This is a genomic window from Mesorhizobium sp. M1227, from assembly GCF_040318315.1.
Classification (GTDB): domain Bacteria; phylum Pseudomonadota; class Alphaproteobacteria; order Rhizobiales; family Rhizobiaceae; genus Mesorhizobium.
The window spans coordinates 179,359-192,352 of the sequence record NZ_JAMYLZ010000006.1; the positions used below are offsets into that span (position 1 = coordinate 179,359).

At 64.1% G+C, this 12,994-nt stretch carries 16 protein-coding genes; 6 read left to right on the forward strand and 10 right to left on the reverse strand.

Features of this window, described 5'->3' with window-relative positions; translation table 11 throughout:
* Positions 1–69: 69 nt before the first annotated feature.
* The 3 genes from ffh to rpsP are packed head-to-tail and all read left to right on the forward strand — an operon-like array spanning position 70 to position 2,484.
* Positions 70–1,698, forward strand: coding sequence for a signal recognition particle protein (gene ffh / locus NKH28_RS11295; RefSeq protein ID WP_352541973.1), 1,629 nt, complete (start codon positions 70–72; stop codon positions 1,696–1,698).
* 7 nt (positions 1,699–1,705) lie between these two features.
* A complete protein-coding gene (locus NKH28_RS11300) occupies positions 1,706–2,032 on the forward strand; it encodes a chorismate mutase (protein WP_352450211.1) in 327 nt (108 codons plus the stop codon).
* A 50-nt stretch (positions 2,033–2,082) separates the two neighbouring features.
* Positions 2,083–2,484, forward strand: a complete 402-nt coding sequence (rpsP, locus tag NKH28_RS11305) for a 30S ribosomal protein S16 (protein WP_254817891.1) — start codon at positions 2,083–2,085, stop codon at positions 2,482–2,484.
* 72 nt (positions 2,485–2,556) lie between these two features.
* Here the strand turns inward: rpsP and NKH28_RS11310 are convergent, their stop codons facing one another.
* On the reverse strand, positions 2,557–2,820 hold the full coding sequence (locus tag NKH28_RS11310; protein WP_023680734.1) for a YMGG-like glycine zipper-containing protein: 264 nt from the start codon (positions 2,818–2,820) through the stop codon (positions 2,557–2,559).
* A 191-nt stretch (positions 2,821–3,011) separates the two neighbouring features.
* Complete coding sequence (locus NKH28_RS11315; protein ID WP_352978874.1) at positions 3,012–3,422, reverse strand: DoxX family protein; 411 nt, start codon at positions 3,420–3,422, stop codon at positions 3,012–3,014.
* 256 nt (positions 3,423–3,678) lie between these two features.
* On the opposite strand from NKH28_RS11315, the gene NKH28_RS11320 reads away from it, so the two are divergent.
* A complete protein-coding gene (locus tag NKH28_RS11320) occupies positions 3,679–4,086 on the forward strand; it encodes an ACT domain-containing protein (protein WP_352978876.1) in 408 nt (135 codons plus the stop codon).
* Positions 4,087–4,346: 260 nt separating this feature from the next.
* Here NKH28_RS11320 and NKH28_RS11325 read toward each other — a convergent pair whose 3' ends face one another.
* Positions 4,347–5,381 (reverse strand): aspartate-semialdehyde dehydrogenase, encoded by a 1,035-nt coding sequence (locus tag NKH28_RS11325; RefSeq protein WP_352770324.1) that lies wholly within the window; start codon positions 5,379–5,381, stop codon positions 4,347–4,349.
* Positions 5,382–5,486: 105 nt separating this feature from the next.
* Positions 5,487–5,636 carry a hypothetical protein gene (locus NKH28_RS11330; RefSeq protein ID WP_352773158.1) on the reverse strand — a complete coding sequence of 50 codons (150 nt, stop codon included), beginning with the start codon at positions 5,634–5,636 and terminating at the stop codon, positions 5,487–5,489.
* A gap of 201 nt (positions 5,637–5,837) precedes the next feature.
* Here NKH28_RS11330 and NKH28_RS11335 point away from each other — a divergent pair, with 201 nt between their 5' ends.
* Together NKH28_RS11335 and NKH28_RS11340 are read left to right on the forward strand one after the other, a co-directional pair.
* Positions 5,838–7,670, forward strand: coding sequence for a DEAD/DEAH box helicase (locus NKH28_RS11335; protein WP_352978878.1), 1,833 nt, complete (start codon positions 5,838–5,840; stop codon positions 7,668–7,670).
* An 88-nt stretch (positions 7,671–7,758) separates the two neighbouring features.
* Complete coding sequence (locus tag NKH28_RS11340) at positions 7,759–8,472, forward strand: DUF805 domain-containing protein (protein WP_352978880.1); 714 nt, start codon at positions 7,759–7,761, stop codon at positions 8,470–8,472.
* Positions 8,473–8,751: 279 nt separating this feature from the next.
* On the opposite strand, the gene NKH28_RS11345 is transcribed toward NKH28_RS11340, so the two are convergent.
* The 6 genes from NKH28_RS11345 to leuD form a co-directional block, all read right to left on the reverse strand.
* Entirely contained in the window at positions 8,752–9,261 is a 510-nt protein-coding gene (locus NKH28_RS11345; RefSeq protein WP_352978882.1) for a GNAT family N-acetyltransferase, read from the reverse strand.
* 4 nt (positions 9,262–9,265) lie between these two features.
* Positions 9,266–10,369 carry a 3-isopropylmalate dehydrogenase gene (gene leuB, locus NKH28_RS11350; protein WP_352819722.1) on the reverse strand — a complete coding sequence of 368 codons (1,104 nt, stop codon included), beginning with the start codon at positions 10,367–10,369 and terminating at the stop codon, positions 9,266–9,268.
* Positions 10,370–10,506: 137 nt separating this feature from the next.
* Positions 10,507–10,857: a VOC family protein gene (locus NKH28_RS11355; protein ID WP_352570210.1), complete on the reverse strand. Its 351-nt coding sequence runs from the start codon at positions 10,855–10,857 to the stop codon at positions 10,507–10,509.
* Between the two features lie 51 nt (positions 10,858–10,908).
* Complete coding sequence (locus tag NKH28_RS11360) at positions 10,909–11,292, reverse strand: RidA family protein (protein WP_352570052.1); 384 nt, start codon at positions 11,290–11,292, stop codon at positions 10,909–10,911.
* A 125-nt stretch (positions 11,293–11,417) separates the two neighbouring features.
* Positions 11,418–12,329, reverse strand: a complete 912-nt coding sequence (locus tag NKH28_RS11365; protein ID WP_352570054.1) for an Ivy family c-type lysozyme inhibitor — start codon at positions 12,327–12,329, stop codon at positions 11,418–11,420.
* Between the two features lie 56 nt (positions 12,330–12,385).
* On the reverse strand, positions 12,386–12,991 hold the full coding sequence (leuD, locus tag NKH28_RS11370) for a 3-isopropylmalate dehydratase small subunit (protein ID WP_023680526.1): 606 nt from the start codon (positions 12,989–12,991) through the stop codon (positions 12,386–12,388).
* Between the last annotated feature and the right edge of the window lie 3 nt (positions 12,992–12,994).

Consider the following 12,994-nt stretch of genomic DNA (forward strand, 5'->3'; position numbering starts at 1 on the left):
TGCTTGGACAGTTGGCGCGAACGCATTACCTCTCGGGCATCATCCGGGTGCCAGGGAAAAGGAAGAAGAATGTTTGAATCGCTACAGGAACGTCTTGGTTCGATCCTGAACGGCCTCACCGGCCGCGGCGCCTTGTCGGAGGCTGATGTCTCGGCGGCGTTGCGCGAGGTGCGCCGTGCGTTGCTCGAGGCCGACGTGGCGCTGGAAGTTGTGCGTTCCTTCACCGACAAGGTGCGCGAGAAGGCCGTCGGCGCCGCCGTGGTCAAGTCGATCAAGCCCGGCCAGATGGTCGTCAAGATCGTCCATGACGAGCTGGTCGAGATGCTCGGCGCCGAGGGCGTCGCCATCGACCTCAATGCACCGGCTCCGGTCGTCATCATGATGGTCGGCTTGCAGGGTTCCGGCAAGACGACGACCTCGGCCAAGATCGCCAGGCGCCTCGCCGACCGTCAAAACAAGAAAGTCTTGATGGCCTCGCTCGACACGCGGCGTCCCGCCGCGCAAGAGCAGCTCCGCCAGCTCGGCGAGCAGGTCAAGGTCGCCACATTGCCGATCGTCGCCGGCCAGACGCCGGTCGATATCGCCCGCCGCGCCGTGCAGGCGGCCAAGCTCGGCGGCCATGACGTCGTCATCCTCGATACCGCCGGCCGCACCCATATCGACGAGCCGTTGATGGTCGAGATGGCCGACATCAAGAAGATGTCGTCGCCGCACGAGATCCTGCTGGTCGCCGATTCGCTGACCGGCCAGGACGCCGTCAATCTGGCAAAAAGCTTCGACGAGCGCGTCGGCATCACCGGCCTCGTGCTGACCCGCATGGACGGCGACGGCCGCGGTGGTGCGGCGCTCTCGATGCGCGCCGTCACCGGTAAGCCGATCAAGCTGATCGGCACCGGCGAAAAAATGGACGCGCTGGAGGAATTCCACCCCAAGCGCATCGCCGACCGCATCCTCGGCATGGGCGACATCGTCAGCCTCGTCGAAAAGGCGGCCGAGAACATCGACGCCGAACAGGCCGCGGCGATGGCCAGGAAGATGCAGTCGGGCAAGTTCGACCTGAACGACCTCGCCGGCCAGCTTCAGCAAATGTCGAAAATGGGTGGCATGGGTGGCATCATGGGCATGATGCCCGGCATGGGCAAGATGAAGGACCAGATGGCCGCCGCCGGGCTCGACGACAAGATGTTCGGTCGCCAGCTCGCCATCATCTCGTCGATGACCAAGGCCGAGCGTGCCAACCCCGATATTCTGAAGCACTCGCGCAAGAAGCGCATCGCCGCCGGCTCGGGTACCGACGCGGCCGAAATCAACAAACTGTTGAAGATGCATCGCGGCATGGCCGACATGATGAAGGCGATGGGCGGCAAGGGCAAAGGCGGCGGCCTGATGCGCGGCATGATGGGCGGCCTCGCTTCCAAGATGGGGCTCGGCGGCATGATGCCTGGCGGCCCAGGCGGTCCCGGAGGCGGCATGATGGGCGGCGGCATGCCGGACCTCTCAAAGATGGACCCCAAGCAGCTCGAAGCCTTGCAGAAGCAGGCCCAGGCGGCCGGGCTCGGCGGCATGAAGGGCCTGCCCGGTGGTCTTCCCGGTGGCGGCGGCCTGCCTGGGCTGCCCGGCGGCATGAAACTTCCCGGCCTGCCGGGCGGTGGCGGGCTGCCAATGCTTGGCAAGAATGGCCTCGGCAAGAAGAAGTGAGGGCGCCATGAACGAAGAGAAGGACATGGCGGACGCGCGTGCGGCGCTGGCCAATTATCGCGCCTCGATCGACAATATTGACGCGGCGCTGATCCACATGCTGGCCGAGCGCTTCCGCTGCACCAAGGCAGTCGGCGTGCTGAAGGCGGAACATGGCCTGCCGCCTGCCGATCCGGCGCGCGAGCAGGAGCAGATCGCCCGTCTTCGCCAACTGGCGAAGGACGCCCATCTCGACCCGGATTTCGCGGAGAAATTCCTGAACTTCGTCGTCCGCGAAGTGATCCGCCATCACGAGCAGATCGCCGCATCCAACGGCGTAGCGAAAACCGGCTGAGGACCAGCCACCAACCGATCAACCAAATCAGAGCTTTTAGGAGAAAAGAAATGCCACTGAAAATCCGATTGGCCCGTGCGGGCTCGAAGAAGCGTCCCTATTACCATGTCGTCGTCGCCGACGCGCGTTCGCCGCGCGACGGCCGTTTCATCGAGTCGCTCGGCTCATGGAATCCGCTGCTGCCCAAGGACGGCGAACGCGTCAAGGTCGACGCCGAGCGCGTCAAGCATTGGCTGTCGCATGGCGCCCAGCCGACCGACCGCGTGCTGCGCTTCCTCGATGAAGCCGGCATCGCCAAGCGCGAAGCGCGCTCCAACCCGAAGAAGGCCGAGCCCGGCAAGAAGGCGCAGGAGCGCGCAGCCTTGCTGAAGAAGGCGCAGGAGGATGCCGCCGCGGCCGTTGCCGCCGCCGCAGCCGCGCCGGCCGAGGCGGAAGCCGCCAGCGCCGAATAAATCATCTCCACAACCACGAAACGGCGGGCCCTGCCCGCCGTTTTGCTATTGCATCCATATGATGCGGCCCGATCAATAGCCTTCCGGGCAACTGGCAACGTAGACACGACCGTTACGATCGCGATAACGGCATTGGCCGCTTTCGCTGGCACGGCCGATCAGTGCACCGGCCAAAGCGCCGGCCGCACCGCCGATCACCGCGCCCTTGGTCGGGTTGCCGGCCACAGCAGCGCCGACCGCCGCACCGCCCAGGCCACCAACTGCCGCGCCTTGCTCAGTACGGGAGCAGGCACCGAGCGGGACCAGCAAGGCCATCAAGATCATCACCTTTTTCATTGTCGTTCCTCTCCAACAGGGTGCCGTCCTCGCCGCTGCACCCCCTAACTCGCAACCAGGCGATTTGATCCAAAGAAGAAGATCGGCTGCCGCCCGGCGGCGCTCAATTTGATCCAAAGAGTAGAAAGGCGGCGGCAGACCGCGCCCCCTCTGGCGGCGTGGCCACCATCGAACGGCTTTCGATGTCGCCGCTATTGGCTGAACGGGAACAACGCGCGCACCCTTGGATCGCGCAGATACAGGCCACCCCAGAGGACGGCGCCGAGATAGACGCCGAACAGTATGTGCGAGAACAAAGGGCTGCCGATACGCACATGCGTGGCGACGGCGCCGCCGAGATAGGCGGTGAGCAGGATGGCGCCGAGCACCGAGGTGCGTGGCAGCGCGTAAAGCGCTGTCGAGACCAATCCAATGGTGCCGAGCATGCGCGAGACCTTGGCATCGGCCGGCCAGCCGAGCTGCACCATGGTCTGGGTGACGATTTCGAGCGGCGGTAGCTTGATGACGCCGTCGAAGATCATGAACAGCACGATGACGGCGCTGAGCACGCGGCCGGCCCACAGGGCACGCGGTGAGACGGGTGCTGCCTGAGACATGGTCATTGATGTTCCCTCCGGTCGTTGTGAGCACTGGCTCCTTCGCCAGCTCGAACCAAGGACGCGGCCCATGACGGCGATCCGACACGCCTCCAGCTCTTTTTCAGCTCCGGGGGACGGCGACCTTGGATGTGCAAGTTCAGTCAGCAACGAACCTGGCCCACCTTGCGGGGTGAGGTGGAGGGCGTTATTGAAAATCCGTAGAGGTGTCTTCCGAGCGCTCGACGGCAACCACCGCCTGATCGCACAACGAAAGCAACCGATGGCCGGAGAGACCGACCTGAAACAGTTGCTGGCGGCAATGACGCCGGAATTGCTTGCCGGCGTTCATGTCTTCACCACGTTGCCACCCGATGCGCCCGTTCCCGACAGGCTCCACCCGGTGATGCTATTTCGCGAGCGCGAGGGCATGACGCTGATCGTGCTTGAAGACCATGCCAAGGCCGCTGGACTGAAAACCGTGTTCCGCTGCCGGATGCTGACGCTGAACATCCATTCGTCGCTGGAAGCGGTCGGCTTCCTCGCCGCCATCACCGCGCGGCTGGCCACCGCCGGCATCGGCGTCAATCCGGTCTCGGCCTTCTACCACGATCACCTGTTCGTGCCCGCCGACCGGGCGGAGGAGGCGCTGGAGTTGCTGTTGGACCCAGCGGAGGAGAACCGGCTGTGACACCGGCGCCTGCGCTGCCCCTCATACGCCTGCCGGAACCTTCGCCCCGTGAACGGCGAGAAGGGCGCAAACGGCCGAAGGCCGAGCCCGCGACTGCGGGCCGCCGGCCTTCCGGCGCCCCCGCGGAGGCCAGCCGCGTAGCGGCGATACGGCCGTGAGCGAAACAACCGCCGAAGGCCAAGCCTGCGACCGCAGGCCGCCGGTCGTCCGGCGCCCCCGCGGAGGCCAGCCGCGCTAGCGGCGATACGGCCGTGAGCGAACTATGCCGCCTTCTTCTTCGGCTGGATCAGCCCGCGCTCGACCAGCAGTTCGGCGATCTGCACCGCATTGAGTGCCGCGCCCTTGCGCAGATTGTCGGAGACGATCCACATCGACAGGCCGTTATCGATGGTCGAGTCCTCGCGGATGCGCGAGATGAAGGTGGCGTCCTCGCCGGCCGATTCCAGCGGCGTGATGTAGCCGCCGTCCTCGCGCTTGTCGATGACCTGGCAGCCCGGCGCCTCGCGCAGGATCTCGCGCGCCTCTTCGGCGGTGATCGGCTTCTCGAACTCGATGTTGACCGCTTCCGAATGGCCGATGAACACCGGCACCCGCACGCAGGTCGCCGTCAGCTTGATCTTCGGGTCGAGCATCTTCTTGGTCTCGGCCACCATCTTCCACTCTTCCTTGGTGAAGCCGTCGTCGAGGAAGACGTCGATATGCGGGATGACGTTGAAGGCGATGCGCTTGGTGAACTTCCTGACGTCGACCTGGTCGGCGACGAACACCGCGCGCGTCTGCGTGAACAATTCGTCCATGCCTTCCTTGCCGGCGCCGGAGACCGACTGGTAGGTGGCGACGACGACGCGCTTGATGGTGGCCGCGTCATGCAGCGGCTTCAGCGCCACGACCAGCTGCGCCGTCGAGCAGTTCGGGTTGGCAATGATGTTCTTGCGCGTGAACAGCGAGATCGCATCCGGGTTCACTTCCGGAACGATCAGCGGCACGTCCTGATCGTAGCGGAAGGCCGACGAATTGTCGATCACGACGCAGCCCTGCTTGCCGATCTTCGGCGACCATTCCTTGGACACGTTGCCGCCGGCCGACATGATGCAGATGTCGGTGTCGGAAAAATCATATTGGTCGAGCGCCCTGACCTTCAGCGTGCGGTCGCCGAACGACACTTCCGTGCCCTGGCTGCGCCGCGAGGCCAGCGCCACCACCTCGCTCACCGGAAAGCCGCGTTCCTCCAGTATGTTGAGCATTTCCCGGCCCACATTGCCCGTGGCGCCGACGATCGCAACCTTGAAACTCATCGAAATCTCCTGTCCCTCTCCGCTCGGTTTCTGGAGAAAACCCGCCGGCCGATGCGGGTTTCAACCCCCGGGCCGGACCCGGGAGGGGTGGTTAGGCCAAGGGAATCAGACCGTTTTGGTGGTCGTTTTGCCGGTTTTTTTGGGCAAGAACGTGATTTTGCTGGAACGAGGAGACGCAGCGACGCGCCCGGCCCAATGGTTCGCATTGGGGCCGGGGATGTCGAAGGCAGAAAGCGCCATCAAAAGGCCGCGCATCGAAAACTATCCCGTTCGGTGCCGGCTTTTACGCGGTTTACGTCTAGAGTCAACCGCAAGCAGGCCGACCCGCCCGCCCTGTACAATGACGGCGGCACCAAGTACGAACGAGCATCGTCTGGCTCGTGGCGCCCGTCTGTGGCGCATGCCGACATTTGACCCGTCGCCGGGTATTCAGAATCCGAATTTCGAAAGAGCAAGATGTCCAACTTCGAAGCTATTGTTCCCGCGCTAGCAAAGGCGCTGGAAAAACGCGGCTATGTCGAGCTGACGCCGGTGCAGAACGCCGTTCTCGAGCTTGGCCAGGCCGATGCGCTGGTTTCGGCCCAGACCGGCTCCGGCAAGACCGTCGCCTTCGGTCTGGCTTTGGCGCCGACCCTTCTCGATGGCGCGGAGCGCTTTTCCCACGCGGCGGCACCCCTGGCGCTGGCCGTGGCGCCGACGCGGGAGTTGGCCCTGCAGGTAACGCGCGAGCTGGAATGGCTCTACGAACTGACCGGCGCCACGGTGGCGTCCTGCGTCGGCGGCATGGACATGCGCACCGAACGGCGCGTGCTGGAGCGCGGCGCCCATATCGTCGTGGGCACGCCCGGCCGCCTGCGCGATCACATCACCCGCAATTCGCTCGACATGTCGGCGCTCAAGGCAGTGGTGCTCGACGAGGCCGACGAGATGCTCGATCTCGGCTTTCGCGAGGATCTGGAATTCATCCTCGATGCCGCACCCGCCGATCGCCGCACGCTGATGTTTTCCGCGACCGTGCCGCGCTCCATCGCCACGCTGGCCAAGGGCTACCAGCGCGATGCTGTGCGCATCTCGGCCTCCGGCGAGGAAAAGCAGCATCTCGACATCGAATACCGGGCGCTGAGCGTCGCCCAGGCGGACCGCGAAAACGCCATCATCAACGTGCTTCGCTACTACGAGGCCAAGAATGCATTGGTGTTCTGCAACACCCGCGCCGCCGTCAACCATCTGACGGCGCGCTTCAACAATCGCAACTTTTCCGTCGTGGCGCTGTCCGGCGAGCTTAGCCAGAACGAGCGCAGCCACGCGCTGCAGGCGATGCGCGACGGCCGCGCCAAGGTCTGCATCGCCACCGACGTCGCGGCACGCGGCATCGACCTGCCCAATCTCGAGCTGGTGATCCATGCCGACCTGCCGACCAACCCGGAGACGCTCCTGCACCGAAGCGGACGCACGGGTCGTGCGGGACGCAAGGGCGTCAGCGCGCTGATCGTGCCCAACAATGCCCGCCGGCGCACCGAACGGCTGCTGCAAAGTGCCGGCCTTGCGGCGACATGGGCAAGCCCGCCGTCGGCCGACGACGTGATGCGGCGCGACGATGAGCGCATTCTCGCTGATCCGGTCTTCAGCGAGCCTATGAAGGATGAGGAGCGCGGCTTCGTCGAGGTGCTTCTCGATCAGCACGGGCCCGAACAGGTTGCCGCCGCCTTCGTGCGGATGTGTCGCTCCAGCCACTCGGCGCCGGAGGATCTTCTCGACGTGGCACCGTTCACGCCGTCGGCCGAAAAATTTGCGCGCCGGGATGAGGCACCGAGCCGCCGCGACGATTTCGGCGACAGCGTCTGGTTCTCGCTGTCGGTCGGACGCCGGCAGAATGCCGAGCCACGCTGGCTGATCCCGATGCTGTGCCGGACAGGCGGCATTTCCAAGCGCGAGATCGGCGCCATCAAGATGCAGCCGGAGGAAACCTTCGTGCAGATCGCGGCGGACTGGGCCGAGCGTTTCCTCGCTGCGATCGGCCCCGACCGCAAGCTGCAGGGCAACATTGCGGTCAAGCGGCTGGATGGCACGCCGGATTTGTCGCGGGCCGGCTACCAGGAACCACGACCCGACAAGAAGCCGCACCGCGGCAAGCGCACCTTCGATCAGAACACGCCCAAATTCGAGAAGCGCGCACCGGCCGACCAGCGCCCGGCATTCGAGGCGAAGCCCTGGGCCGGGAAACCGGCCAAGGCGAAGTTCGAAGGCGGACCTGCGAAACACAAGAAATCGAAGAAACGGCCGGGGTAAATAGCCACCACTCTCCATTTCCGCACGCCCCTTGCGGTCTGCCGGAACTTTGCACAGTCTGGGGCGGGGAAATGGGGGTGGGCAGGACATGCGCGGCGAAGTTCTTCATTACGACGAAGACCAGGGTTTCGGCTTCATCACCGGAGCCGACGGCAACCGCTACACTTTGGCGCGCGAAGATTTGCGCCGCGAAGCATCGGTTGCCGGAGGTACGACCGTCGAATTCCAGCCGGCTGGCGGACGGGCACGCGATGTTTTTTCGATCCGCTCCCAACCTGCCAGCGCGCCCGCCGACGCCTCCACTGCAACCGCCGCCCCAACTCAGGCCGGCAATGCGCCCGCGGCACGTCAGCCGCAACATTTCGGCCGTTCCGCTGAACAAAGTCCGGCCGAATCGGCTGGCCTGTGGAACTACTTCTGGCGGGGTCTGACCGAGAATTACTTCAACTTCGCCGGCCGTGCCCGCCGCAAGGAGTATTGGGGCTATTGTCTGTTCTGGACGATCGCGCTGATCGTGGTCATGGGACTCGGCGTCTTTATCGACGACGCCATGGGCAATCTCGACAACAGTGAATTGCCGGCAGTGACGGTCGGCCTTTCCGGTCTCTTCCTGCTGGCGACAGCCCTGCCATGGTTCGGGCTGAACGTGCGTCGCCTGCACGATACCGGCCTGACGGGATGGCTCTTTCTGCTTTTCCTGGTCCCGACCTTCGGCAGCCTGATCATCCTGGTCTTTGCGCTGATCCCGACGCAGCCGCGCGAAAACCAGTGGGGTCCGGTGCCGGTAGGTGTCAGGGTTTAGTACCTCCACGATTGGGTCGCCGGCCGCCACGCCTGCGTCATCCTGGGGCGGAGCGACGCGAAGCGGAGTGCAGACCCTGGGATCCATGACGCGACATAAGCCGAGGAACGCAGCGGTTCAGAATGGCGCTCATATCCACCACGAAGAAGCGCTCGGTTCTGGTCGGCCGAGCACTGCCGCCGGGTAACGGCATGGATCCTGGGGTCTGCGCCGCGTCGCTTCGCTCCTTGCTTCGCCCCAGGATGACGAAAGGGGAGATGTTTCGGCCAATCTCCAAATTTAGGGCTTCCAAGATCGCGTCGAGGAACCACCCGCGATCGCCAGCAGCGCCTCGCCGGATAGCCTGAGAAAGACCTTCTGCTCGTGACGCTCGGCACCAAATTGGGCATAGAAGCGCAGCGCGCCTTCGTTCCAGTCCTTCGTGGTCAGGTCGATGCGGCCGATGCCTTCGCGCAGGCAATGGCCGGCGAGGAATGCCATCAGTGCTCGACCGACACCGCCATTGCGGGCATCATTGCGTACGAATAGGTCCTTGAGGAACAGCAGCCACTCGAGATCGATGCCGGGATGCGCGATCGCAACCGAGGCCAGCTCGCAAACTTCACCATCGACGAAGGCGAGCGCAAAATGCGGATAGGCCGGACCTTCGTCGCCAAGCCATTTCTGTGCCGCCGACAAAGCTTGGCTGGCGTCGAGTGGCGGCTGCCGGTAATGCACCGCCATTTCGCAAAGCATGGCGGCGAGTGCCGCCGCATCCCCGGTCGTCGCCCAGCGGACGTCGACCGACACGGGATCACCCCAAAAATTTGGCGATGATCGCGTCGCCCATCTCAGCGGTGCCGACCTCGGTCATCCCCGGTGAATGAATATCCCTGGTGCGCAAGCCCTGATCGAGCACGGCGGCGATCGCGCCTTCCAGCCGGTCGGCCTCTTCAACCATGCCGAAGGAATAGCGCATGCACATGGCGAAGGAGGCGATCATGGCGATCGGATTGGCGATGCCCTTGCCAGCGATGTCGGGCGCCGAGCCGTGCACCGGCTCGTAGAGCGCCTTGCGCTTTTTTGTCTTCGCATCCGGCGCGCCGAGCGAGGCCGACGGCAGCATGCCGATCGAGCCGGTCAGCATGGCGGCGATGTCGGACAGCATGTCGCCGAACAGATTGTCGGTGACGATGACGTCGAACTGCTTCGGCCAGCGCACCAGCTGCATGCCGCCAGCATCGGCCAACATGTGATCGAGCTTGACGTCGGCATACCTGGCCTTGTGCGTCTGGGTGACGACCTCGTTCCACAGCACGCCCGACTTCATCACATTGCGCTTTTCCATCGAGGTGACGTGATTCTTGCGCGTGCGCGCCAATTCGAAGGCAGCGCCCGAAATGCGCTCGATCTCGAACGTATCGTATATTTGGGTGTCGATGCCGCGCTTCTGGCCGTTGCCGAGGTCGATGATCTGCTTCGGCTCGCCGAAATAGACGCCGCCGGTGAGCTCGCGCACGATCAGGATATCGAGCCCCTCGACCACCTCCTGCTTCAGCGAGGAGGACGCCGCCAGCGCCGGATAGCAGATTGCCGGCCTGAGATTGGCAAACAGCTCCATGTCCTTGCGCAGCCGCAGCAGACCCGCCTCCGGGCGCACCTCGTAAGGCACCGCATCCCATTTCGGTCCGCCGACGGCGCCGAACAGCACCGCGTCCGACGCCATTGCCTTGGCCATGTCGGCATCGGAAATCGCCGCGCCATGCGCGTCGTAGGCGCAGCCGCCGACAAGGCCCTCATCGGTGACGAAATCGCTGCCGAGCCTGTCGTTCATGGCGGAAATCAGCTTCTTCACCTCGGCCATCGCCTCGGGGCCGATGCCGTCGCCGGCAAGCAGGAGAAGATTTTTCGAAGCCATGGGGAACCGTCCTGATTGTGTCGTGAGCCGCGGCCTTGCTAAACGCCAAGCGGCCGGCGCGCAAGCCTGCGGTTCAGAGCATCGGACCCAAAAGTGGAAACCGGTTTTGGGAAAATCCGATGCTCAAGACAAAATGCCTAGAGATGCGAAAGGATATTGACCAGCCTGCCGAACGGGTCGCGTACGAAGAAGCGCCGCACGCCCCAGGGTTCGTCCGCCGGACCGTATTCGATGGCAAAGCCGGCCGTCCTCATGCTTTCAAGCGCGGCATCGACGTCGTCGACTTCGATAGAGATGTCCGGCACCGGCGTTCCTGATCCCCCTTCGGCCATGAAACTGACCTGCACGGACATCGTCTCTTGCGAGCCGTAGGTAGCGATCCAGCCCATATCCATCTTGAGATCGAGGCCGAGCACATCCTGATAGAAGGGTTTTGCCGCCGCGATATCCTGCGTGTCTATGTTTGCAACGATGCGCCTGACCTTCACCATGGGCCGATCCTCGTGCTAACCGTGTCGTTGTCGCAACCGTGACAGGCATCAGGCTGTGCGCCGCAGCGCCGTCACCTCGATCTCGATCTTCATCTCCGGCTTGTTGAGCTGGCACACGATCATCGTTGCCGCCGGCCTGATCTCGCCAAAGGCCTCGCCGAGGATCGGGAACACCACATCCACGAAAGCCGCATCGGTGATATAGTAATGCGCCCGCACCACATCGGCCGTCTCGAAGCCGCCGTCCCCGAGCGCCTTGGCGATCGTCGTCAGGCAATTGCGCGTTTGTGCCTCCACGGTCTCCGGCATCGACATGGTCGCATAATCGTAGCCGGTCGTTCCGGACACGAAACACCAGTCGCCCTGCACCACGGCGCGCGAATAGCCGGCGGTCTTCTCGAAGGGCGAACCGGTGGAGATCAGTTTTCGCATGGTGTCCTCCTTTTTTGCAGCGTAGGCGGTTTGGCGAAAGCGGCGGTGACGGCCGATCTCCCCCCAAGTGGGGGAGATGTCCGGCAGGACAGAGGGGCGCGCGAAGGATCGCGGCAGAACGATTTCTAATTCGGCGACCCCAGCGCCTTGTCCAGCGCTTCCTTGACGTCGGCCGGCCATGTACTCACCGCCGGCCACGCGTCCGGCTCGGGCTTGTCGCCGCGGCGGGCGAAATACAGCTTGTGCTTGACCGGGTCGACCGCCATGAAGCCGTCATTGCCACCGCAATCATGCGGCACGCAGCCGCTGGCAAAGAAGGCACCCGACGCGGTTTTTTCCGTGCCGCCGCCGACCAGCAGGCTGGTCGCCATGTCGGGCATGTCCTTGCCGAGCAGCGTCTCGGCTAGCCTGTAGACGGCCTCGTTGTGAAAGGCATCAATGATGTTGTCGTATTTCGACGGATCGATGTCTTTCCAGTCGGTGCCCGGCTCCGGCATGTAGGTCAGATTACCGGACGTCGTCAGTCCGTCCGTCGGCGACCATTGCAGCGCCGGCTTGGAATCGCCCGGCAGCAGATAGGGTACGAAATAGACGGCGCTGTCGGAGATCGCGGCCGGCGGCGCGCCGCATTCATCCTGCTCGACCGTGGTCGTCTGGATCGCACCGCCCTCCGGCTTCCACACGATCACCTTGGCCGGGCCGCACTGGTTGCCGCCGTCGCCGACATCGACCAGCGCCACCTTGACGCCGCCGACCTCGACGATCTTGTCGAAGAAGACGTCGTAATTGCGCGCCAGTTCCTTGCCGTCGAAGGCGAGTACCCGTTCCCCGTATTCTTCCTCCTGGGTGATGGTCAGCTGGCCGCCCTCGAACGGGATCGGCGCCTGCTTGTCATCGTCGGCGGCGGCTGTGTCGCTGGCGCCTTGATCTGCCGCTGGCGCTTCCGTGGCGGGCGTCTGCGTCTGGGCATAGACGCTCGCCGGGGGCAGCAGCATCAGCGGCAGTCCGCAGGCAGCGGCAACAAGCAAGCGTGTCATCACATCCCTCCCCGGACACTTGGCGTAGAGGCTGACCGTCGGCGCGGCTTTAGAGCCTATGCCCAGGGCCGCAGCTCGGCGTTCTTCTTCTCGAACGAAGCGATGGCGCCGGCCTTCTCCATGGTCAGGCCGATATCGTCGAGGCCGTTCAAGAGGCAGTGGCGCTTGAATTCGTCGAGGTCGAACTTGACCACGCCGCCGTCCGGCCCGCGGATTTCCTTGGCTTCGAGATCGACCGACAGCGTCGCGTTGGAACCGCGCGAGGCATCGTCCATCAGCTTCTCCAGGTTTTCCGGGCTGACGGTGATCGGCAAGATGCCGTTCTTGAAGCAGTTATTGTAGAAAATGTCGGCGAACGAGGTCGAGATGACGCAGCGGATGCCGAAATCGAGCAGCGCCCACGGCGCATGTTCCCGGCTCGAGCCGCAGCCGAAATTGTCGCCGGCGACCAGGATCTGCGCCTTGCGGTAGGCCGGCTTGTTGAGCACGAAGTCCGGGTTTTCCGAGCCGTCGTCCTTGTAACGCATTTCGGCGAACAGGCCGGTGCCGAGTCCGGTGCGCTTGATCGTCTTGAGATAATCCTTGGGGATGATCATGTCGGTGTCGACATTGACAATCGGCATCGGCGCGGCGACACCGGTGAGCTTGGTGAATTTTTCCATGGT

Bases quoted from the DNA above. Each gene is read 5' to 3' on its own strand.
- ffh (WP_352541973.1), top strand. From the start codon at position 70: ATGTTTGAATCGCTACAGGAACGTCTTGGTTCGATCCTGAACGGCCTC.
- NKH28_RS11300 (WP_352450211.1), top strand. From the start codon at position 1,706: ATGAACGAAGAGAAGGACATGGCGGACGCGCGTGCGGCGCTGGCCAAT.
- rpsP (WP_254817891.1), top strand. From the start codon at position 2,083: ATGCCACTGAAAATCCGATTGGCCCGTGCGGGCTCGAAGAAGCGTCCC.
- NKH28_RS11310 (WP_023680734.1), bottom strand. From the start codon at position 2,820: ATGAAAAAGGTGATGATCTTGATGGCCTTGCTGGTCCCGCTCGGTGCC.
- NKH28_RS11315 (WP_352978874.1), bottom strand. From the start codon at position 3,422: ATGACCATGTCTCAGGCAGCACCCGTCTCACCGCGTGCCCTGTGGGCC.
- NKH28_RS11320 (WP_352978876.1), top strand. From the start codon at position 3,679: ATGGCCGGAGAGACCGACCTGAAACAGTTGCTGGCGGCAATGACGCCG.
- NKH28_RS11325 (WP_352770324.1), bottom strand. From the start codon at position 5,381: ATGAGTTTCAAGGTTGCGATCGTCGGCGCCACGGGCAATGTGGGCCGG.
- NKH28_RS11330 (WP_352773158.1), bottom strand. From the start codon at position 5,636: ATGCGCGGCCTTTTGATGGCGCTTTCTGCCTTCGACATCCCCGGCCCC.
- NKH28_RS11335 (WP_352978878.1), top strand. From the start codon at position 5,838: ATGTCCAACTTCGAAGCTATTGTTCCCGCGCTAGCAAAGGCGCTGGAA.
- NKH28_RS11340 (WP_352978880.1), top strand. From the start codon at position 7,759: ATGCGCGGCGAAGTTCTTCATTACGACGAAGACCAGGGTTTCGGCTTC.
- leuB (WP_352819722.1), bottom strand. From the start codon at position 10,369: ATGGCTTCGAAAAATCTTCTCCTGCTTGCCGGCGACGGCATCGGCCCC.
- NKH28_RS11360 (WP_352570052.1), bottom strand. From the start codon at position 11,292: ATGCGAAAACTGATCTCCACCGGTTCGCCCTTCGAGAAGACCGCCGGC.
- NKH28_RS11365 (WP_352570054.1), bottom strand. From the start codon at position 12,329: ATGACACGCTTGCTTGTTGCCGCTGCCTGCGGACTGCCGCTGATGCTG.
- leuD (WP_023680526.1), bottom strand. From the start codon at position 12,991: ATGGAAAAATTCACCAAGCTCACCGGTGTCGCCGCGCCGATGCCGATT.